We start from the raw sequence: 22,828 nt of genomic DNA, 5'->3' as shown, positions 1-22,828 counted from the left end.
AGATACATATTTCTTTGATATTCTTTACGCTATGGCTTCTTTTCTCACGCTAATCCAGTTTCAATACAGCCAGGAACGCCTTTTGAGGCACCTCTACCGTACCGATCTGCTTCATGCGCTTTTTCCCTTCTTTCTGTTTTTCCAACAGTTTTCGTTTACGCGAGATATCCCCTCCGTAACATTTGGCCGTCACATCCTTACGCACTGCTTTGATTGTTTCACGGGCAATAATCTTCGAACCGATAGCCGCCTGGATAGCAATATCAAACTGCTGGCGGGGAATCAACTCTTTCAACTTCTCACACATACGGCGACCAAAAGGCACACTGTTGTCGAAGTGCGTGAGCGTTGACAAAGCATCCACCGGTTCCCCATTCAATAAGATATCCAGCTTCACCAATTTACTCGGACGGAAATCATGCAAATGATAATCGAACGAGGCATATCCTTTGGAGATACTCTTGAGCTTATCGTAGAAATCGATCACAATCTCTCCCAAAGGCATATCGTAATGGATCTCCATACGCTCGCCCGATATATATTCCTGTTTCAACAGAATACCGCGTTTCCCCAGACAAAGCGTCATGATGGGGCCTATAAACTGCGTGGTCGTAATCACCGAGGCACGAATATAGGGTTCGTCGATATGTTCGATTTGTGTCGGATCGGGCAGTCCACTTGGGTTATGCACCTCCATGCAGTTTCCTTTTTTGTCGTATACCTTATATGATACGTTGGGAACCGTCGTGATCACATCCATATTAAATTCGCGATCCAACCGCTCCTGTACGATTTCCATATGCAACAGTCCCAAGAAACCACAACGGAAACCGAAGCCTAAAGCCACCGAGCTTTCCGGCTGGAAGGTAAGCGAGGCATCGTTGAGTTGTAATTTTTCTAACGACGTACGCAGGTTTTCGAAATCCTCACTATCGATCGGATAGACACCGGCAAACACCATCGGCTTCACCTCTTCAAATCCGGCAATAGCCTCCGAGGCGCCATTCTTCACATGTGTGATCGTATCCCCTACCCGCACCTCTTTCGAGGTCTTGATTCCGGAGATGATATACCCCACATCTCCCGTGCGTATCTCATCCCGGGGCGACATAGAGAGCTTCAATATGCCCACTTCGTCCGCGTCGTATTCCTTTCCGGTAGCGATAAACTTCACATGATCGCCTTTGCGGATCACCCCGTTCACCACTTTGAAGTAGGCAATAATACCCCGAAAAGAGTTGAATACCGAGTCGAAGATCAAACATTGCAACGGAGCCTCCGGATCACCTTTGGGAGCAGGAACCCGCTCGATGATCGCATCCAGGATATCCATCACTCCTTCGCCGGTTTTTCCACTGGCACGAATGATATCTTCCGAAGCCACTCCTAAGAGTTCCACGATCTGATCCTCCACCTCTTCCGGCATTGCGTTTGGGAGGTCTATCTTATTGATAATCGGAATTATTTCCAGGTCATTCTCAATCGCCATATAGAGATTGGAGATTGTCTGAGCCTGTATCCCCTGTGCCGCATCGACAATCAACAACGCACCCTCACAGGCCGCGATCGAACGGGATACTTCATACGAAAAGTCAACGTGCCCCGGCGTGTCAATCAGGTTAAAGATATGCTTTTCTCCGTTTTTGACATATTCCATCTGGATAGCATGGCTCTTGATCGTGATACCTCGCTCACGCTCCAGATCCATATCGTCCAGCACTTGCGCTTGCATGTCTTTGCCTTCGACAGTTTTGGTATATTCAAGCAAACGGTCGGCCAGGGTACTCTTGCCATGGTCAATATGGGCAATAATACAGAAATTGCGAATATTCTTCATCTGCTAATTCTCATTTTGAGGTGCAAAGATAGTGAGAATCTCGCAAAGACAGACAAAATCAGGAAGTAAAAACAACCGGAATAGACGTTGCTTACTCTTGTCGTTTCAAATTTGACTTTCTTTTTTATCAGCTATTTGAGATGAGTTATTTTTAGTAAATTGTCTAAAAATCGAAAAAGCAAGTGGGATAATTATAGTCAACAAAATTTCTTTGACCTGAAAATTTAACTTAAATATCACTATGGCAAGTGCACAAATAAACCAAACAACCCCAGTAGCTAAAAAATAATCATAAAAAAAGTTTCTTGAATTTTTCATTATCTTACAATTTTGAATTTGATTTTTTACTTTGTCGAATGTAATTTTATAATACTCAAACACCTCAGACTTTTGATTTAATGACTCATCACTAATATCATAATCAAGCGCATTAAAAATGATCTTAACCGTAAAACATCGAGGGTTGACATCTCCCGATTCAATTCGTTGCAATGTTCTAACATTTATATTACATTTTTCTACCAACTCCTCTTGAGTCAAACCCTTGCTCTTTCTTAGTTCTAAAATTTTACGTCCTAATTCTGGTTGTTTCATTTTTTATTGAAATTTTCGACAAAGATATATTTTACCTCAAAATCAAAATAATTTTCAAAGGGTATTTTACCCGACATTTACCCGACATTCGAGTTATCAGGGGTTTAATTAGGAGCCTTGTTTAACAAATCATTTATAACCGCTTCGTATTCTTTGACTTGCTTTATTACATATTATTTTTCAGAGGATCCTCCTTCACGGGAAAAGCAAAATACCCCAAGCGACAACTTTAGCAACTACTCAGCCTCTTCCTCTACCATTCCTGCCGTCCATTCTTACCCCCCTGTTCCTCTTTATTTGATGAATAGCTGTTTTGCTTATATTTTGACAATTCGTTTTGAACCGTGATCAGGCTAATTTCGATTCATGACAATTCTAAAAATCAGCCTAATACTATCAAAAAAAAATTTGTGAATCAGAAAAAAACATTACCTTTGCGAGCAATTTTCGAGAGATGACAACATAATGTCTAACTTTTAGTTAAAAGTAACTTAGTATTAACAATTTAGAGAATGGAAAATTTAAAGAACATTCAGCCGGTTGAAGATTTCAACTGGGACGCCTACGAACAAGGCGAATCTTACGGTGAAGTAAGCAAGGACGATCTTGTAAAAACGTATGACGAAACCCTCAACAAGGTAAACGACAAAGACGTTGTGATGGGTAAAGTTACAGCTATGAACAAACGTGAAGTAGTTGTAAACATTGGATTCAAATCGGACGGCGTAGTACCTATGTCGGAATTCCGTTACAATCCGGAACTGAAAATTGGCGACGAAGTAGAAGTATACATCGAAAGCCAGGAAGACAAAAAAGGACAGCTTATCCTTTCACACAAAAAAGCACGCGCTTCACGCTCTTGGGAACGTGTTAACGAAGCGTTGGAAAAAGACGAAATCATCAAAGGTTTCATCAAATGCCGTACGAAGGGCGGTATGATCGTAGACGTATTCGGCATCGAAGCCTTCTTGCCGGGATCACAGATCGACGTAAAACCGATCCGCGACTACGACGTATTTGTAGGAAAGACTATGGAATTCAAGATCGTAAAGATCAACCAGGAATTCAAGAACGTGGTTGTTTCTCACAAAGCACTTATCGAAGCAGAACTCGAACAACAGAAGAAAGATATCATCTCGAAACTGGAAAAAGGACAGGTACTGGAAGGAACAGTCAAAAACATCACTTCATACGGCGTATTCATCGACCTGGGTGGCGTAGACGGCTTGATCCACATCACCGACCTTTCTTGGGGACGCGTATCTCATCCGGAAGAAATCGTTCAGCTGGATCAGAAAATCAATGTGGTTATCCTCGACTTCGACGACGAGAAGAAACGTATCGCATTGGGTCTGAAACAACTTACTCCGCACCCATGGGATGCTTTGAGCGAAGAGCTTAAGGTAGGCGACGTGGTGAAGGGTAAAGTAGTTGTGATGGCTGACTACGGTGCATTCATCGAAATCGCTGCCGGCGTAGAAGGTTTGATCCACGTATCTGAAATGTCATGGACACAACACCTGCGCTCTGCACAGGACTTCATGAAAGTAGGCGACGAAATCGAAGCGGTTGTATTGACACTGGATCGCGACGAACGCAAGATGTCTCTGGGTATCAAACAGCTGAAAGCCGACCCATGGGAAGATATCGAAAACCGTTTCCCGGTTGCTTCCAAACATACTGCCAAAGTGCGTAACTTCACGAACTTCGGTGTATTCGTTGAAATCGAAGAGGGCGTTGACGGCCTGATCCATATTTCCGACCTTTCCTGGACGAAGAAAATCAAACATCCGTCTGAATTCACTCAGATCGGTGCTGAGATCGAAGTACAGGTACTGGAAATCGACAAAGAAAACCGTCGCCTGAGCTTAGGACACAAACAATTGGAAGAAAACCCATGGGATGTGTTTGAAACAATCTTCACCGTTGGTTCAATCCACGAAGGAACCATCATCGAAGCCTTGGATAAAGGTGCTGTTATCTCCTTGCCTTACGGCGTAGAAGGTTTCGCCACTCCGAAGCACTTAGTGAAAGAAGACGGCTCACAGGCAACTGTTGACGAAAAAATGGAATTCAAAGTAATCGAATTCAACAAAGAAGCAAAACGCATCATTCTTTCTCACAGCCGCATCCACGAAGATGAACAAAAAGCTGCCAAGAAAGAAACAACAGGCGAAAAGAAAGCTTCTACCAAGAAAGCAAAAGAAGAACCAGCGATGCTAACCGGCTCGGTTGAAAAAACAACCTTAGGTGATATCGAAGAACTGGCTGCCCTGAAAGAAAAACTTTCAGGAGGTAAGTAAATCTCTTCTTATACACATAGAAAGAGGCCTTCCCAATCGGGGAGGCCTCTTTTTTATGCGGGGAATGCGCCGGAACTATCTGAAATTACTCGCACGGGTCATTTTTCTTTCCTATCTTTGTAGCAAAATAGTTACCTATGAAACGATTTATAACAAGTACTGCCATCATATTGTGTGCCCTATTCACTGCCTGCCAGGACAAACCCACCGAAATAGTTTCTCCCGATACGTTTGAAGCGCTGTTGATCACTACCTCCAACGCTGTTATTGTAGACGTTCGTACGGAAGAAGAGATGAAAGAAGGTTACATCGAAGGAGCCATTCTGGCCGATGTAAAACAAGAGGACTTCGCGAAAATCGTTAGCGGTTGGGATCCGGCCAAAACCTATTTCATCTATTGCCGAACCGGTAAAAGAAGCCGCAAAGCCTACGCCGCCATGGAGAAAGCCGGCATTGAGCATATATACGAGCTGAAAGGAGGCTTCAAGGCCTGGAAAGAGGCCGGGAAGCCTGTCTATCAAGAAGAGGAATCAAACTAACCGCTTCGCTCCTTAGAAGTTCGTTTCGAGGTAGTTGTCGATAAAGGCTACCATTGCATTAAACTCTTCCATCTCAAAAAGACGTGTCAACAGAACAATCTTACCCTCTTTATCAACGATGATATTGCGGGTTACGCCCGCTTTGGGTTCGGTGAAAAGCGCGAACTTCTCCCCTTCCCTATCCAAAGTCAATGGGTAGGTCACCTTCATATCGGCAGCAAATTTAGCGGTTGTTGCCTCATCCTCTTTCAAATCGATCCCGACAAGCGCAAAATTGGGATTATCCTTATGCTTTTGCCAGATCTCCGATTCAATATAAGGCATCTCCTTACGGCATACACCGCACCAACTGGCTGTGAACTGGATCATCACTAATTTGCCTTTCAGGTCGGAAAGATTGACCACACGTCCATCGAGGTATTCAATAGCGAACTCAGGCGCTTTGTCGCCCACGCTGACAATATAGCCCCGTTCGTCTGACACAACCTCTTGAACTTCGGCAGCAGAGGTCTTGTCGGATGTTTTACTTGTGTTTTTGCAGGCGGCCAAACAGATACAAATCAAAATAAATAATGACGTTTTAAGTGTTTTCATAAGAGTCTTGTTTAATGTTAAACATAAAAATAGCCCTAAAGCCGTTGCCGATCCATAGGGCTATCTGTATTTTTTTGTGTTTTTATTCTTCAGCTTCTATTGTTTCCCTTATTTGTTCTTCTTCTCCGCAGTATTCCGGATCTTCAACTATTTTTAGCAGTTTGTTCACTTCGTGCCTTTTCTCTAAATCTCTAAAATAAGTAATGACGACTTTGTAAATATTAAAACCTTCCATCGAACCGGCTGCCAAGCCCAAATCTTCTACCATTTTGCGGGCAGCCGCCTTAATCTCTGTCTCGCTTAGCAAATGAATTTCATTGCTGTGAATTAATCTTTTTCCCATGATCTTGTGATTTTAAGTTATACAATACTTGCAGGAAATCTTTTTCTCGTGTTTCCCTTTTCCAATCAAGGATGTCTGAAAGATACAAATTTCTTTTAAACTTCCTACATCTTTTCATTATTTTTGCGTTTCAATAACAAAAATAACATGATACAACTCGTTATCTTCGATCTGGACGGCACGCTCCTGAACACCATAGCAGACCTGGCCGACAGCACCAATTACGCTCTGAATCAACACCATTTCCCGCTTCACCCGACCGAATCCTACCGCTTTTTCGTAGGGAACGGCATCAATAAACTTTTTGAGCGCGCCCTGCCGGAAGGAGAAAAAACAATCGAGAACATCGCCAACATACGGAAATCCTTCCTCGCCTATTACAGCGAACACAATATGGACCGGAGCGAACCCTACCCGGGTATTCCCGTTTTGCTTCAGACGCTGCACGAAAAAGGGATCAAACTGGCCGTCGCCTCCAACAAATACCATGAGGCCACCTGTGAACTGATCAAACATTATTTCCCCCATATCCCCTTTGCCGCTGTTTTCGGCCAGCGCGAAGGCATCACACCCAAGCCGGATCCGACCATCGTACACGATATCCTGGCCATAACCCATACAGAACCCGGAAACACCCTCTATGTCGGCGACTCGGGCGTCGATATGCAAACGGCCAACAATAGCCGGGTCACCGCCTGTGGCGTCACCTGGGGCTTCCGCCCGCGCGCCGAACTCGAACAGTTCCATCCGCATCATATCGTCGACCATCCGGAGGATATCCTGCGCATTATCCGCTGAAAAACGGAAGTCTTCCGGCAAATGCCTGTTTTTTTATATGTATAATCAAGTGGCATCATATAGAAGGAGGCTAATCGTAGGAGCCATCTTATAACAATGTGAATAAACGTTAATTTGCCCATTTCCGACGAAATCGCCAATTTACGATTTGTAATTTCGGCGGGACTTTGCGCGCAAAAAGGCGGGACTTTGGAGGCAAACTCCCGGGAGAAACACTTTTTAACGTATGGATTTGTAAGCAAAACGACCGTTTTACTTACAATCGATATTTTAACATTTCTGTATTTGTCGTTTTGAAAACAGACGGCAAAGACTTCGAATCGTATAAAATAGAAGGGTATCGACCCCCGCTATATTTTTCTTACCTTTGCAAAAACTAAAAGAACAAAAAGCTATGCTATTAGAAAGTATGAAAAACCGGAGAAGCATCCGGAAATACAGCGATCAAGACATACCGGAATCCTTGTTGAATGAACTGTTTGAGGTGGCGGCACGCGCTTCCAACACAGGGAATATGCAGCTTTACAGCGTCATCGTTACCCGTGACCAGGCCGCCAAAGAGCGCCAGGCTCCTTTCCACTTCAACCAGAAGATGGCAACCGAAGCACCTGTTGTACTGACATTCTGTGCCGATGCCAACCGCTTTGTGCATTGGGCAGAGAACCGGAATGCCGTGGCCGGATTCGACAACCTGCAGACCTTTCTGGCCGCCACGATCGATGCCATGTTGTTTGCCCAGGCTTTCTGCGACGCGGCAGAGGCCAAAGGGTTAGGCATCTGTTTCCTGGGCACAACGGCTTACAATGCCGATAAGTTTATTGCCGAATACAAACTGCCGAAGTTGGTAGTGCCAATCGTAACGGTGACCGTGGGTTATCCTGCCGAGCCGCTACCGGAACAATCCGAGCGTCTGCCGTTGGAGGCCTTCGTTCATCACGAAGAATACACCGACTATACACCGGCTTCCATCGATGCTCTCTACAAAGCGAAGGAAGAATTGGAGGTAAATAAGGAATATACCCGCATCAACAACAAAGAGACCCTGGCGCAGGTATTCACCGATATCCGCTACACGAAGAAGAACAGCGAATATTTCTCGGAAGTGCTTCTGCGCGTATTGAAGGAGCAGGAGTTTCTTAAATAAATAACAAACTATGCAACTCAATCTTGTTTATTTCAGTGCGACTTACACCACCCAGCGGATCGTAAGACATATCGCCGCCCAATTTGGCACAGACGACATCCGGGAATACGACATCACGCAGTCGTTACCCAACGAAGATATCCTATTCGAAAAGGAAGAGTTATTGATCCTGGGCGCTCCTGTCTATTCGGGACGCATACCCGCCAAAGCGCGCGAAGCCTTTTTGCGTGTGAAAGGAAAAGGGGCTCCTGCCGTTATTGTTGGAGTCTACGGGAACCGCGAATACGAAGATGCCCTTGTGGAGATGCAGGACATATTGGAAGCCAACGGCTTTCAGGTGGTATCCGCCGCTGCGTTTATAGCTCAACATTCCATTTTTTCCCATACTGCCGAGGGACGTCCCGACGAAAAAGATATGCGGGAGATAGCCGTTTATGGCAAACAGTTGGCCGACCTGTTCGATAAAGTCGAAGCCCCCGCCCTACTCTCCCGCCCGGAGATCAAAGGCAACCGCCCTTATCGGGAGGTGGGCGAATCGCATCCGATACCTATTCAGGTGGAGGAGACATGCAACGAATGTGGCACCTGTATCGACCTCTGCCCCTACGAGGCCATCAGCGAAGCCGATCCCCGTGTGGTGGATTACGAGCGTTGCAAGAGCTGTGGGCGTTGCTTAGTCGTTTGTCCCTTGCAGATCCGCCACTTCAGTGGTCCCTTCTTCGAACAGGTAGGGCAGAAATTTGCCGTTGCACTGGCCGCCCGCAAGGAGCCGGATGTGTTCCTCCCTACTCCGTCTTAATAATCTCCGCGGGATTGACGCGTGTGATCTGACGAATATGCCAGCCGACGGTCACAAAGACAATTGCCGCCACAAACAGAACAATGGCGATCCAGAACAGGGGATTATGCAGGGCAGGGATTGTCCGGTCGATCATTGCCTGTAGAAATAAATAAACCAACGGAAGAGCAAACACCGCAGAGATAGCCATCAGCCGGATATAAAGCCTCCCAAAGAGACGTCTGATCTCTTTGGCTGTCGCTCCGTTGATCTTCCGGATAGCCACCTCCTTCTGACGCCCTCGGGTATCTAAGGCGATGGCGGAGTAAACGCCGAGTATAGTAATCAACAAAGCTATGCCGGCAAGCAACAGGAAAAGGTCACTTAGCATTTTAGCTCCGCCATACGATCTGAAATTTATTTCATATTGGGTATTCATCTCAAAAGGTATGGTCGGAGGTAGCCATTCGCGAACCACCGAAAGAATTGCCTTTTTAGCCTTCTTAGCCTGACCCGGAGCGCTTTTAACATAGAAGGTGTGTTTCTCGGAAGTTAACCCGGAAAGCATCGAATATTGGACAGAGCCGGGTTGAATAGTGGTGGGAGTAAATGGCCAAACATCAAACGTTCCGGTGATTTGATACATTGTATTGCCAATAGATATGGATGTGCCATTACTAAGACTATCTTTTTCGATCTCCTCCATTAATAAACGGGAAACGATAGCTTCATTCTCATTTTCCGGCATACGCCCCTGTATTGAAAATTGAAAGAGTCGATCCAGGTTGCCACCTGCCTGGTAATGCATGGATACAAGCTTTTTTGCTTCCGAGATTCTTAAATCAGCGGTGTATGAAGATGTAAAATATACCACCTCTTCCACCTCCGGAATGCTGCGAATACGGGCAACTACCTGCTCCTCCTGTCCGCGGAATTGCGGGTCTCTTAGTTCGATATACCATATCTCTTTACACTCTTTATTGCTTATTGGATAGTAACGTTCATTTTCCAAGAGATAGAAAAACATCGTCATGCCTATGCCTCCGCTAATAAACAGGAAGCAGATAAAGATCTGAAACCCCAGCATAAAATTACGGAATCTGTGCTTCCCGTGATTGGAACGTATTCCTTCGATCAGGCTGATATGTCTGATCCGATTGACGGCTACCCAGGCAATAAAGGCGCATAAGAATAACAAGCCGATAATACTATACAACAGCTGACGGTACAACACGGCAGCATCTATTGACCCGGTGAGGTGCATATCCGGTGGCAAATAAGAAAAAAACAGAGGCAGGAACAGCTCCGCAAAGCAATAGGTTGTAAGTCCGGATAATAATATCAATAGACAGATCTCTGCAAACAACATACAGAAGAGCCCTCCTTGTGAAGAGCCAACACTTTTGCGCAGGCTCAATTCGTGGGTGCGGCTGTAGAAAGACTGGATGCAGAACTTAAGCATATTGATCAACGCCGCAAGCAAAACCAAAGAGCCGAGGATCGGAACAAGTATCAATACAATAAGATTTCCACCTTCCTGCATTTGCATCGGCAACGTTTTCACCTCGAAGGTGCGCGGTTCCTCCTCCGTATTAAAAGAATTCAATACTTTAAGCTCTTCGCTGATATATTTTGCGGAAGCGCCTTTGGAGAGCAACAGGGTCACATTATTATAATAAAACTTATCCGGGTTAATATAATTCTCTCCGGCCGGCATCAATATATCGACTCTATCACCCCAAACAAGGTAAGCTGCTTCATAGAATACACCTGTAATGGTATAGTATGTAATCTCTGATCTGTCAGTCTCCGCCCTGTTATAGTAGAATGTTTTACCAATAGGATCATCCTGCTTAAATACCCGCTTGGCAACAGACTCAGAGATCATTACCTGGTTCGTATTCTTTACAGGTAATTTCCCGTTCTTTAACTCAATAGAATATACATCAACAAAGTTGTCATTTACACGGTACAGATTCTCTTTGTAGGCTATTTCATTCTTGTCATCCAATATATAGGTAAGATTTGCTCCATCTATACTTGTAATAACAGAGATCTTATCTATTCCTGCAACAGGATTGTTCAAAAGCGCCTGAAGATCTTTGCCTTGGATAAAACCGGTAGTATGTATTTTATCTATAGATACCGTCGCCATACGATCCGCATTGGGCCAGGCAGTATACCGGCTGAAATAGTTGTGCGTATAATAATTAGTCATGCTGAAACACAACAGACCCAAGGCAATACCAATAATAGATAAAAAGTACTGAACCTTATTTTTCCCGATTTGTCGGATAGCGATTTTCAGATAGTGATGAAACATAATAGCTTTATTATTTGTATGAAAAATACTTCCTTCTACTCAGTCTTAATGATCTCCGCGGGATTGATGCGTGTAATCTTGCGTATTTGCCAGGCGACGGTCACAAAAACAATCACTGCCACAAACAGAACGATGGCCAACCAATACAGGGGATTATTGAACCAGGCGATCTCTCGATTGACAGTTGCTCGCAGGAAGAGATAAACCAACGGAATGGCGACCACAGCAGCAATTACCACCAGACGGAGATAGAGGTTGCCAAAGAGACGGCTAATGTCTTTTGTGCCGGCTCCGTTGATCTTCCTTACAGCCACCTCTTTCTGACGGCCACGGGTATCTAAGGTGATGGCGGAGTAAATGCCAAGGATAGTGATCAGAATAGTGATTGCGGCAAGCAATAGGAAGAGTTGGCTAACCATCTTTCCTCCACCGTTCCAACTAAAGTTTTTATCATACAACGTCTCCATCTCAAAAGGAATAGTCGGCGGCAACCACTCCCTGATCACGGCAAGTATCTCTTCCTTTACTTTTTTACTTTGCCCTGCTGCGCATTTTACATAAAAGGGTAAATCCTGGTCGGCGGATATTCCGGTAAGCGCAATGAGGCGAAACTGGCTTGCCTCAGGACCGCCGCACTTTTCAGGGATAGGCAGGAAAGGCCAGTTGTCGAATGTCCCGGTGATTTGACACAGTTTATCTCCGATCAAAACAGAGGTGCCATTGTTTATACTGTCCTTTTCGATCTCCTCCATCAAGAAACGCGACACTAGGACTTCATTCTCGTTCTGCGGCATACGCCCACGGATGGGGAAGTTTAACAACTCCGCCAGATGAGCGTCCGACTGGTGTTGCAGTATCCTCAGTTGATTCGTTTCGGAAAGGGTTGCCGTATTGGTATAGACATATTCATAATAGACCACCTCTTCCACCTCCGGAATATTGCGGATGCGCGAAACAATCTGTTTCTCCTGCCCCCGGAATTGTACATCCCGCAATTGCACATACCAGATATCCTTACATTCTCTGTCATTCAACGTATAATAGCGTTCATCTTCCAGTTGCTGAAACAACAGGGTCATACCAATACCTCCCCCGATAAAGAGGAAGCAGATAAAGATCTGAAAACCCAACATGAAATTACGAAATCCATGTTTGGACTGATTGGTGCGTATCCCTTCGATCAGATTGATATGTTTGATGCGTTGGATGGCTATCCAGGCAATCAGGCTGCATAATAGAATCAGGCCGACGATATAATATAACATTTGCCGATATAAGGCTGCGGTTTCAATCAGCCCCATATTATTAGACATATCCGGCGGGAGGTAGGAATAGAACACCGGCAGAAACAATTCGGCCAGGCAATAGGTAGTCAGGGCGGAGATAAATAACAGGAGACTGATCTCGGTAAACAACAATAAGAACAGGCTCCTGGAAGTGGCGCCGATGCTTTTGCGCAGGCTTAATTCGTGCGTGCGGTTGTAAAAAGATTGAATGCAGAACTTAAGCATATTGATAAGTGCCGCCAACAATACCAATGAGCCAATTATCGGAATCAGGATAAGCATAACTATATTTTCCCCTTCTGTCATTTGCATCGGCAGGGTCTTCACTTTGAAGCTGCGTGGCTGCTCTTCCTCGGTAACGGGGAGTTGCGCAGTAAGCCTTTGCTCCGCTTCGGCAGGTGAAACACCTTGGGCAAGCATCAGGGTGACATTGTTGTAATAGTAAGAATTGGGGTCGATATAGTTTTCGCCGGCTGGCATCAGAATATCTACTGTCCAGTCATTGATTGGATAGGGAGTGTCGTGAAACACACCTGTGATCGTGTAGTAGGCGATGGCCGACTGGTCATTCTCGGCTCGGTTATAGTAGAGGGTTTTCCCAATAGGGTTACTGTCTTTAAAGACCTTTTGGGCAATAGATGCGGAGATCATCACCTGATTGGGGCTGCCGAAGGGGGATTTACCGCTTTTCAGGGTGATAGAATAGACATCGAGAAAGTCGGCATTGACACGGATTAGGTTGTCTTTGTAGGCGATCTCCTGCTTCTCGTCTATTATATAAGTGAGGTTGGCGCGATCCATGCGAGTAACCACAGCAACTTTCTCTATGCCAGCAACGGGATTCTCGATCAATGCCTGAAGCTCTTTGCCCGGGAAGTAATTGCTCAAAGAGCCTCTCTTTTCATAGGAGGTATGAACCGTCGCCATACGATCTGCATTGGGCCAGATAGTGTACTGGCTGAAATGCCTATGCATATAATAATTGGTCATGCTGAAACACAATAGACCCAGGGCAATGCCAATAATCGACAAGATGTATTGCACCTTGTTTTTTACAATTTGGCGGAAAGCTATTTTCAGATAGTGTTGAAACATACTCGTTTGTTTTTACTTGTTTATATAAAGACAAATCCCATGCCAAACACATATACAGCTAATTAACAAGCGATTACACAGATTGCTATTTTCACAAAGGTGTGCGAATAAGCACGAACCCTGTTCATTTTAGCACAAAACGCTACAAAATTTGCAAGGCAATATGGGCACAGGCTTCCGCATCGGCCAGGGCGTGGTGGTGGTTGGTCAGGTCGAAACCGCAGTAGGCCGATACGGTATGGAGCTTATGGTTGGGCAAATGTTTAAGTTGCCGGCGGGCGGCACTCAATGTGCAATGGAATGTATAGTTGGGATAATCCATCTGATACATGCGGAACACCGCTTTGAGACAGCCTTCATCGAAGCCTTTATTATGCGCCACCAAAGGTAACCCCTCGATCTGCGGTGCGATCTCCTTCCATACGTCGGAAAAGACCGGAGCCTCTTCCGTATCTGCCGGCGTAATACCATGTACACGCATATTCCAATAGGAATAGTAATTGGGCTCGGGTTGGATCAGGCGGTAGAACTTCTCTGTAATCATCCCGTCGCGGACAATCACGATCCCTATGCTGCAAACACTGGTACGCTGCTCATTGGCAGTCTCAAAATCGATAGCGGCGAAGTCTTTCATATTTATGGGGCAAATATAATCATTTCTTGCAAATCGTTCTAAAGGGCGCTGCACACCCCAACATGAGGTACACTTTTTTGCTTACTTGGATGAATAACTTTATATTTGCACATAATGAATCAGCCATTTTGATATACAATAATCATGAACACATCCAAAGTCTATTTCACCAATTTGCGCACCAATCCGTCTAATAATCTTTTGCAGAAGATGGAACGCCTTGTAAAAAAGGCAGGTATTGAATCGATCGATTTCAACAAACAATTCGTGGCTATTAAGATACATTTCGGCGAACCGGGCAATTTGGCCTATTTGCGTCCGAACTATGCGGCACGGATCGCCAACCTATTGCGCAACCTGGGTGGAAAGCCTTTCCTAACCGACTGCAACACGCTCTATTCGGGAGGTCGCTCTAACGCCGTGGATCACCTGAAAAGCGCTATGGAGAATGGCTATAATCCGATCTCTGCCCAATGTGATATCATTATTGCAGACGGATTGAAAGGCACCGACTACCGGGAAATACCCATCGATGGGGAATACTGCAAAGCACCGAAAATCGGTGCGGCCATAGCCGATGCGGATATTATCATCTCCATGAATCACTTCAAAGGACATGAGCAGGCTGGCTTTGGCGGCGCATTGAAAAACCTGGGTATGGGTTGTGCCAGTGTGGGAGGCAAACTGGAATTGCACGCAGCTTCCCAGCCGGTGATCGATACGGAAAACTGTATCGGTTGTAATATCTGCGTGAAACATTGCGCGCACGATGCGGTTCACCTGCATAACCGGAAAGCGGTAATCGATTACGATGCCTGTGTTGGTTGTGGCCAATGCGTAGCCCTCTGCCAGTACGACGCGGCGGTCCTGGGCGAAGGCGACACATCCGAGCGACTGAATTACAAGATAGCAGAATATACCAAAGCGGTCTTGCAAGACAAACCGCACTTCCATATCAGTTTCATTATGAATGTATCGCCGGAATGCGACTGCTGGAACCACAATGACGCGGCCATCGTTCCGGATCTGGGTATCGCCGCTTCGTTCGACCCGGTGGCTTTAGACAAGGCATGCGCCAACCTGGTGATGGGCGCTCCGGCACTATCAAACAACAGAGTCACCGACGCGCATCCACACGATCACCACACGCACGAAGGAGAAGATAAATTTTGTCTGATCCATCCCGACACGGAGTGGAAGAAAGGATTGGAGTATGCCGAAAAGATCGGACTGGGAAGACAGGAGTATGAGCTGATAAACGTTTAAAACAATTATGAATTATGAATTGAGCAAAAAAAATCATAATTCATAATTCATAATTTCTCATTGATAATACCCTTGCGCATTCATCTCACTGATCTGGAAAAGCCGATAGCTCTCTTTGTCTAACGGATAATCCCAGCAACCTAAGTGATGAAATAGCTCGCCGCCGAATCCGGTTTTGAAACGATACAACCCATACATCGGATGCGAGGCATCGGGACCGGGAGAAACACCGAACATATCATATTCCGTGCATCCGTAAGCCTTGGATATCTTAATCGCCTCCCATTGCATCGCATAGGTAGGCATGTAGTTTCGTTTTTCTGAAGAGGAAGCGCCGTAGAGATAGGTACCCCGGTGGCCACTCATCACCAAAAACATTGCTGCCAGCGGCTCACCATCATGTTCAGCCACCAGCAATTCGACAGTTGCCGGAGAGGCCGTATCATCGGCACGGGCGGAAAGCACCGATAAGAAGTAGTCCGGTCGGTTGACAAACAAGCCATTGCGTCGTGCCGTCTCCTGATATAGTTTATACCAAATCTCGATTTTATCGATACCCGTACGGTAAACACGCACCCCTTTTCGTTCCGCCAACAGAATATTGTAGCGGGTTTTCGGTTTCATCTGCTTCAACAGCGCCTCTTCATCGACAGACAGATCCAGAAAAACAGTGGTCGAGGGCAGAATATCCATATTGCTTTTGTGCAGATTCCAATTGATCGTATTGTAATTCAACTGAAACTCCTGGTATTGTTTATCGGGCGCTCCGTTCCAGATACCCTGCTCATCGAAATGATCCGCGTCGCACCAGTGGGAACGCCAGTTCAGGTCGTACCGGATACCGATGCAGCCTTTCGGCAGATAGGAACGTATAATCTCAGAAAGCTCTTCCAGGAAGACGCCCTGGTTCTCGCCCGAAGGTTCGATTTCCGGGCCATAGGGCACATAGGCCAGGCTTTGCCTGTTATTAAGTGGATGCTGCAACACCAAAAAGTCGGCATCCGTACAGGCAAATCCTCCCACCTGGCTATAGATATCCCGGTTTCTTACTTTAAAGTCGAAAGCCATGGTCTCCAAGCCCTGGCAGGTCTTCACCTCCGACCAGAACGCTGTCTGCTGAACGATCGGCGTATCATGTATATCCTTGATTTTCTTCTTACAAACATCTATTCTCATGGCACACGCTCTCAAAAAGCGGCAAATGTAACCCCAATTTTATGATAAAGCAATTTATTAACAGTATTATACAAAATATAGTGAGAATCAAACGTAATCCAAGCGTATTTGATTGCTGAGACGCATCCTATATAATGTAAACATCAAAAAAACCTTCCAACTATCCCATATCTGAACTCCCAAATATTCCTTTACCGGATGAATCGCGGTTATTTTACGACCAAAAAATATCCGAATTGGATTATAACCATTATATTTGTGTCTTCAAGCTTACAAGGATGCAACAACAAGAAACTACTAAATACATTGACGTTGAAGACATCTTAGAAAAGAAAGCACCGAAGCTGGCGCCAAAAGTTCCGCGCTTTCTTGTGAATTATCTCAAACGTATCGTCCATCAGGATGAGGTCAATCATGTCATATCCAAATACCATGACAAAGATGGGGTGGATTTTATGATAGAATTGATCGACTATTTCGATCTGCGTTTCGAGCTGGTAGGCGAGGAGAATATTCCCGCAGAAGGACGTTATATATTTGCTTCCAACCATCCGTTAGGTGGTATGGATGGCATTTGTCTGTCCGCCCTGTTGGGCGAACGCTACGGGGGTGCTATCCGTTATCCGGTGAACGATCTCTTGTATTTCATCCCTAATCTGCGCTCTATCTTTGTTCCGGTGAACAAACACGGGAAGCAATCCAAAGAAACAGCGAAAATGACCGACGAAGCATATTGTTCCGATAATCAGATCATCACATTCCCGGCAGGACTTTGCTCCCGCAAGATCAAAGGGCAGATTGTCGATCTGGATTGGAAGAAATCGTTTATTCAGAAAGCGATTGAATACCAACGTGACATCGTGCCGGTCTATTTCTCCGGGCGAAACTCTAATTTCTTTTATAACCTGGCAAACCTGCGTACTTCGCTGGGTATTAAGGTGAATATAGAAATGCTTTATCTTTCGGATGAGTTGTTTAAAAGCAAACATTCGCAATACAAAGTTTATTTCGGTAAACCGATCCCCTGGCAAACCTTCGACAGCAGCAAAAAGCCGGCTGAATGGGCTGCCTGGGTAAAAGAGCTCTCTTACCGATTGAAAGAATAGCACACACATACACACACGATACTGAACTATAATGATGCAAGAAGTTATTAAACCTATTGACCGTAACATTTTAAAAGCAGAGCTGACCAAAGACAAAATGCTCCGCACGACGAATAAGTCTCAGAATGAGATTTATATTGTTACGGCTGTCGACTCGCCCAACGTAATGCGAGAAATAGGGCGTTTGAGGGAAATTGCTTTCCGGGAGTATGGCGGAGGTACCGGAAATGAAGTCGATATCGACGAATTTGATACCATGGAAGATGCCTATCGCCAACTGATCGTATGGAGTCCGGAAGACGAACAGATCATGGGCGGATACCGCTTCCTTTGCGGAAGTGATGTGCGCTTTGATGCAGAAGGAAAACCACTATTGGCTACGGCTCACCTATTTCATTTTTCGGACGAGTTTATTAAAGACTACCTGCCCTACACCGTTGAACTGGGACGCTCCTTTGTTACACTGGAATATCAGGCCACACGCGAAGGATCCAAGAAAGGACTTTTCATCCTCGATAATCTCTGGGATGGATTGGGTGCGCTCTCTGTGGTCGATCCGACATTGAAGTATTATTTCGGCAAGGTAACGATGTATAACACATACGATACGGAGTCGCGCAATATGATACTGTATTTCCTGGGTTTGCATTTCCCGGATCCGGAACAGTTGATTACACCTGTTTATCCGCTTCAGACAGATACCGACATCGACAAGATGAAAGAGCTGTTTCATTATGATAATTTCAAAGATAATTATAAGATACTGAATCAGGAAGTGCGTAAACGGGGCATTAATGTTCCGCCATTGGTCAATGCGTATATGAGCCTTTCACCCAAGATGCGTGTTTTCGGTACGGCCGTTAACCACGAATTTGGGGAGGTGGAGGAGACTGGTATTCTGATTGCCATCGATGAGATCCTGGAAGACAAGAAGAAACGCCATGTGGAATCTTATCTGGAAGAAGAATATAAATCGACGGAATTGATCCGTAAGATATAACGGGGCACGCGCACGGGTTCCTGTGTTCGGGTCGTAACAGCTGAGCTCGAATGAAATGATTGCCGCAATACATATACAGGCGCTGGTCAGTACAATCATTGTGTTATTGTACTGTATCACCGTGTTGGGGCTGGTATTGGTCGTCATTGCCGAGAACCGTAACCCGCTGAAGACCATCTCCTGGGTGATCGTTCTATTGCTGACTCCGGGTATCGGACTTATTTTCTACTTCTTTTTTGGGCAGGACAACCGGAAACAGAAGATCATCTCCCGGCGCACCTATAAACGCATTATGAAGGGGGCGGCACGCGGGAAGCTGCCGCAAACGATCAACTACACCGTTCCCGATGAATACCTGCCTCTCTCTAACCTATTGTATCAGAACAACCAGTCAGTTCCCCTCTACGGAACGGATATCAAAGTCTATACCAACGGACAGGATAAATTCAACGATCTGTTGGATGAAATAGAGCGTGCCCAACACCATATCCATCTTCAGTACTATATATTTTGCGACGACGAGATCGGTAACAGGGTGAAAGCCGCTTTGATGAAGAAGGCCGGCGAGGGGGTTAAGGTGCGTGTTATGTACGATGATGTGGGGAGTTGGAACGTAAAACCGCGTTTTTTCAAAGAGATGGAAGCGGTTGGGATCGAGGTCTATCCCTTCCTGAAAGTGGTTTTCCCAATCTTTACCAGCAAGGTGAACTACCGAAACCACCGGAAGATCGTGGTGATCGACGGTAAGGTGGGCTTTATGGGCGGAATGAATATTGCCGATCGCTACTGGAAAGGCACCTCCTGGGGCACCTGGCGCGACTCACACTTCCGCTTTACCGGCAAGGGAGCGCAGGGGTTGCAGTCGATCTTCCTGATCGATTGGTATGTGGTCAGCAAACAACTGTTGCGCGATAAGAGCTATTATCCACCGGTGGAGATCCATAATAAGAATATCATGCAGATTGCCACCTCCGGTCCGACCGGGCAATGGCGGACGCTTCTGCAGGCGACGATCTACCTGATCGCCAATGCCAAAAAGTATGTCTACATACAAACGCCCTACTTCCTGCCAACCGAAGGATTGAACCAAGCGTTGCAGATTGCCGCCCTGGGGGGAGTCGATGTGCGGATCATGATACCCAGGCGTTCCGATACGCGGACAGCCAATATGGCCAGTCACTCTTACTTAGACGAAATGGTGAAAGCGGGTGTGAAGGTCTATTTCTATAAACCGGGATTCCTGCATGCTAAATTGATCGTGGTCGACGACAAGGTGTCGGCTATCGGCTCTGCAAACATGGATTTCCGCAGCTTTGAGCATAATTTCGAGATCAATGCATATGTCTACGATGAGGAGTTTGCCCGGGAAATGCACACTATATTCCGATACGATATGCAGCAGAGCGACCATATTCTGCCGGTTCGCTGGCTGAAACGCCCCATCAGCACCCGGCTGGCAGAGTCGTTTATGCGGCTGTTCTCACCGCTTTTGTAATGAAGAATGAGGATGAAGAGTGAAGAATTGCTTCGCTTCGTTAAGCGATCTTCGATTCTTCACTCTTCATTCCTCATTCTTCATTTATTAAAACTCCGACGTGAAATGGAATTTAATATCCGGGAAGTCCTGCTGCGCCATGGTTAATACGTAGGAAGAATCGGCCAGGTAGACGTCGCGTCCCTCCTTGTCGCGCGCCATATACTGCATTTTGCGCTTCTTGAAATTCTCGAGCATGACGGCATTGTCGCTCTCGATCCAGCAGGCTTTGTAGAGGCTGAGCGGTTCCCATTTACACTGCGCGCCGTATTCATGCAACAAACGATACTGGATAACCTCGAATTGAAGCTGACCGACGGTACCGATAATCTTGCGGTTGTTGAATTGGTTGACAAACAACTGGGCAACCCCTTCATCCATCAATTGCTCGATCCCTTTGGCCAATTGTTTCGCTTTCATCGGGTCGGCATTCTCGATATACTTGAACATCTCAGGTGAGAAACTGGGCAGTCCCTTGAAATGCAGCTCTTCGCCGGAGGTAAGCGTGTCGCCGATCTTGAAGTTTCCGGTGTCGGGCAAGCCGATAATGTCGCCGGCAAAGGCCTCGTCGACCGTCTCTTTCTTCTGCGCCATAAAGGCTGTCGGGCTGCTGAAGCGCATGCCTTTGTTGAAACGTACGTGTTTATAGTTGGCGTTGCGTTCGAAACGCCCCGAACAGATCTTCACAAAAGCGATACAGGAGCGGTGATTCGGGTCCATATTGGCATGGATCTTGAATACAAAACCGGTGAAATTGTCTTCATACGGATTAACAACGCGCTCAATAGCCTGCACCGCACGGGGCGAGGGAGCGATGCGAATGAAGCAATCCAACAACTCTCTTACGCCGAAATTATGTAATGCCGAGCCGAAGAATACCGGTGCAATGTCGCCTTTAAGGTAGGTTTCTACATCGAATTCGGGATAAACTCCTTCGATCAGTTCGATATCGGCACGCAGTTTCTGTGCCAGTGAGCTATCGATATGCTTCTCCAGTTCGGGGTTGTTGATGTCTTTAAACTCAACACTTTCCGTCACAAACTGCTTGCTGGGCGTGTAAAGGTCGAGCTTCTGCTCGAATATATTGTAAACCCCTTTGAAGCGTTGCCCCATATCGATGGGCCAGCTCAGCGGGCGTACGTTGATCTTCAGTTCCTCTTCAATCTCATCCAGGAGATCGAACGGGTCTTTCCCGTCGCGGTCCATCTTGTTGACAAACACGATCACGGGCGTTTTGCGCATACGACAAACCTCCATCAGCTTGCGGGTTTGCGTTTCCACCCCTTTGGCCACGTCGACAACAATGATTACACTATCGACCGCCGTCAGCGTGCGGAAGGTGTCTTCCGCGAAATCCTGGTGACCGGGTGTGTCGAGAATATTGATTTTATGGTCTTCGTAGTCGAACGCCATCACGGATGTGGCCACAGAGATACCACGTTGTTTCTCGATTTCCATCCAGTCGGAGGTGGCTGTTTTCTTGATTTTGTTCGATTTAACCGCACCGGCCACATGGATCGCCCCTCCGAAGAGCAGCAATTTCTCTGTCAATGTTGTCTTCCCCGCGTCGGGATGGCTAATGATGGCGAAGGTTCTTCGCTTGTCTATTTCTTTGGAATATTGAGACATGGGATACTTCTAAGACTCTCTTCCCAATGGGGAATGGTCAGATTATAGGTTGATTTTATTTTTGCTTTATTGAGAACACTGTAAAGCGGACGCTGGGCTTTTGTCGGGTAGTCCTTGGTCTCCACCGGAATGACCTTGCAAGGCAAATCGGCCAGTTCCATGATCTTCCGTGCGAAATCGTACCAACTGCAAACCCCTTCATTGGAATAATGGTAAATACCCGCTTCCCAGGCGCCTTTTTCCCAACGCATCAGTATCGCAATCAGGGCATAGGCCAGGTCGCCGGCGTAGGTAGGTGTTCCGATCTGATCGAACACAACGGAGAGTTCCTCCTTCTCTTTGCCCAGGCGAAGCATGGTGTTCAGGAAATTGTTGCCGAATTCGCTGTATAGCCAGGAGGTTCTAACGATCACTGCATCGGCCATGGCCTCTTGCAGAATGACCTCGCCCGCCAATTTGGTGCGCCCGTAGGTCGACAGTGGACGTGTCGCATCGGTCTCCAAATAGGGACGATGGTTGCTGCCGTCGAACACATAGTCGGTGGATACATGTATCACATGGCAACGGAAAGCGCTGGCCACTTCCGCCAGGTTGCGTATGGCTTCGGCATTGATCCGGTAAGCCATTTTCGTATCCGCTTCCGCTTGTTCAACGGCTGTGTAGGCCGCCAGGTTCAGGATACACTGGATACGGTTGGAGCGGACAAAGGCAAATAAGGCCTCTTTGTTGGTGATATCCAACGTGTCCATGTCCGTAAAGTAAAAATCCAATGCCGGATAATCGCCGGTTCGCGCTTGTAATGCCCTCCCCAGTTGTCCGTTTGCTCCTGTTACTAATATCTGTTTCATG

At 46.2% G+C, this 22,828-nt stretch carries 19 protein-coding genes; 9 read left to right on the top strand and 10 right to left on the bottom strand.

Annotated features, from left to right (window positions below):
- Positions 1–49 precede the first annotated feature (49 nt).
- Both lepA and M2137_RS02265 read right to left on the bottom strand, forming a co-directional pair.
- Complete coding sequence (gene lepA / locus M2137_RS02270) at positions 50–1,837, bottom strand: translation elongation factor 4 (RefSeq protein ID WP_280764839.1); 1,788 nt, start codon at positions 1,835–1,837, stop codon at positions 50–52.
- A 105-nt stretch (positions 1,838–1,942) separates the two neighbouring features.
- The gene (locus M2137_RS02265) at positions 1,943–2,431 is read right to left on the bottom strand and encodes a helix-turn-helix transcriptional regulator (RefSeq protein WP_280764838.1); all 489 of its coding nucleotides are present in this window, start codon (positions 2,429–2,431) and stop codon (positions 1,943–1,945) included.
- Between the two features lie 512 nt (positions 2,432–2,943).
- On the opposite strand from M2137_RS02265, the gene rpsA reads away from it, so the two are divergent.
- Positions 2,944–4,734, top strand: a complete 1,791-nt coding sequence (gene rpsA / locus M2137_RS02260) for a 30S ribosomal protein S1 (protein WP_280764837.1) — start codon at positions 2,944–2,946, stop codon at positions 4,732–4,734.
- 137 nt (positions 4,735–4,871) lie between these two features.
- Positions 4,872–5,273 (top strand): rhodanese-like domain-containing protein, encoded by a 402-nt coding sequence (locus tag M2137_RS02255; RefSeq protein ID WP_280764836.1) that lies wholly within the window; start codon positions 4,872–4,874, stop codon positions 5,271–5,273.
- Positions 5,274–5,285: 12 nt separating this feature from the next.
- Here M2137_RS02255 and M2137_RS02250 read toward each other — a convergent pair whose 3' ends face one another.
- Positions 5,286–5,867: a TlpA disulfide reductase family protein gene (locus tag M2137_RS02250; protein WP_280764835.1), complete on the bottom strand. Its 582-nt coding sequence runs from the start codon at positions 5,865–5,867 to the stop codon at positions 5,286–5,288.
- An 82-nt stretch (positions 5,868–5,949) separates the two neighbouring features.
- The gene (locus M2137_RS02245; RefSeq protein ID WP_280764834.1) at positions 5,950–6,210 is read right to left on the bottom strand and encodes a hypothetical protein; all 261 of its coding nucleotides are present in this window, start codon (positions 6,208–6,210) and stop codon (positions 5,950–5,952) included.
- Positions 6,211–6,357: 147 nt separating this feature from the next.
- Here M2137_RS02245 and M2137_RS02240 point away from each other — a divergent pair, with 147 nt between their 5' ends.
- The 3 genes from M2137_RS02240 (at position 6,358) to M2137_RS02230 (ending at position 8,951) form a co-directional block, all read left to right on the top strand.
- The gene (locus M2137_RS02240; RefSeq protein WP_280764833.1) at positions 6,358–7,008 is read left to right on the top strand and encodes an HAD family hydrolase; all 651 of its coding nucleotides are present in this window, start codon (positions 6,358–6,360) and stop codon (positions 7,006–7,008) included.
- A gap of 394 nt (positions 7,009–7,402) precedes the next feature.
- Positions 7,403–8,152 (top strand): nitroreductase family protein, encoded by a 750-nt coding sequence (locus M2137_RS02235; RefSeq protein WP_280764832.1) that lies wholly within the window; start codon positions 7,403–7,405, stop codon positions 8,150–8,152.
- A gap of 10 nt (positions 8,153–8,162) precedes the next feature.
- Entirely contained in the window at positions 8,163–8,951 is a 789-nt protein-coding gene (locus tag M2137_RS02230; protein ID WP_280764831.1) for an EFR1 family ferrodoxin, read from the top strand.
- On the opposite strand, the gene M2137_RS02225 is transcribed toward M2137_RS02230, so the two are convergent.
- The 3 genes from M2137_RS02225 to M2137_RS02215 all read right to left on the bottom strand — a co-directional run bounded on the left by M2137_RS02225 (position 8,938) and on the right by M2137_RS02215 (position 14,268).
- Positions 8,938–11,253: an ABC transporter permease gene (locus M2137_RS02225; protein ID WP_280764830.1), complete on the bottom strand. Its 2,316-nt coding sequence runs from the start codon at positions 11,251–11,253 to the stop codon at positions 8,938–8,940. The two genes, M2137_RS02230 and M2137_RS02225, sit on opposite strands and share 14 nt — an antisense overlap.
- Before the next feature lie 35 nt (positions 11,254–11,288).
- Positions 11,289–13,634 (bottom strand): FtsX-like permease family protein, encoded by a 2,346-nt coding sequence (locus M2137_RS02220; RefSeq protein ID WP_280764829.1) that lies wholly within the window; start codon positions 13,632–13,634, stop codon positions 11,289–11,291.
- A 142-nt stretch (positions 13,635–13,776) separates the two neighbouring features.
- Positions 13,777–14,268, bottom strand: a complete 492-nt coding sequence (locus M2137_RS02215; protein WP_280764828.1) for a 3'-5' exonuclease — start codon at positions 14,266–14,268, stop codon at positions 13,777–13,779.
- Between the two features lie 144 nt (positions 14,269–14,412).
- Between M2137_RS02215 and M2137_RS02210 the strand changes: the two genes are divergently transcribed.
- Complete coding sequence (locus M2137_RS02210; protein ID WP_280764827.1) at positions 14,413–15,534, top strand: DUF362 domain-containing protein; 1,122 nt, start codon at positions 14,413–14,415, stop codon at positions 15,532–15,534.
- Between the two features lie 57 nt (positions 15,535–15,591).
- Here M2137_RS02210 and M2137_RS02205 read toward each other — a convergent pair whose 3' ends face one another.
- On the bottom strand, positions 15,592–16,710 hold the full coding sequence (locus tag M2137_RS02205; protein ID WP_280764826.1) for a peptidoglycan bridge formation glycyltransferase FemA/FemB family protein: 1,119 nt from the start codon (positions 16,708–16,710) through the stop codon (positions 15,592–15,594).
- Positions 16,711–16,988: 278 nt separating this feature from the next.
- Here M2137_RS02205 and M2137_RS02200 point away from each other — a divergent pair, with 278 nt between their 5' ends.
- The 3 genes from M2137_RS02200 to cls are packed head-to-tail and all read left to right on the top strand — an operon-like array spanning position 16,989 to position 20,311.
- A complete protein-coding gene (locus M2137_RS02200; RefSeq protein WP_280764825.1) occupies positions 16,989–17,816 on the top strand; it encodes a 1-acyl-sn-glycerol-3-phosphate acyltransferase in 828 nt (275 codons plus the stop codon).
- Between the two features lie 34 nt (positions 17,817–17,850).
- Entirely contained in the window at positions 17,851–18,816 is a 966-nt protein-coding gene (locus M2137_RS02195) for a GNAT family N-acetyltransferase (RefSeq protein ID WP_280765048.1), read from the top strand.
- A gap of 55 nt (positions 18,817–18,871) precedes the next feature.
- Positions 18,872–20,311, top strand: a complete 1,440-nt coding sequence (gene cls / locus M2137_RS02190) for a cardiolipin synthase (protein ID WP_280764824.1) — start codon at positions 18,872–18,874, stop codon at positions 20,309–20,311.
- Between the two features lie 87 nt (positions 20,312–20,398).
- On the opposite strand, the gene M2137_RS02185 is transcribed toward cls, so the two are convergent.
- Both M2137_RS02185 and rfbD read right to left on the bottom strand, forming a co-directional pair.
- A complete protein-coding gene (locus M2137_RS02185; protein WP_280764823.1) occupies positions 20,399–21,979 on the bottom strand; it encodes a peptide chain release factor 3 in 1,581 nt (526 codons plus the stop codon).
- Positions 21,955–22,827 (bottom strand): dTDP-4-dehydrorhamnose reductase, encoded by an 873-nt coding sequence (gene rfbD, locus M2137_RS02180; protein WP_280764822.1) that lies wholly within the window; start codon positions 22,825–22,827, stop codon positions 21,955–21,957. The genes M2137_RS02185 and rfbD overlap by 25 nt, the downstream gene beginning before the upstream one ends.
- Position 22,828: the final 1 nt, after the last annotated feature.

This window comes from Parabacteroides sp. PFB2-10 (genome assembly GCF_029893085.1).
GTDB lineage: Bacteria > Bacteroidota > Bacteroidia > Bacteroidales > Tannerellaceae > QVMG01.
Note: the sequence above shows the minus strand (reverse complement) of the source record. Positions and strands in the feature narration are given on the sequence as shown.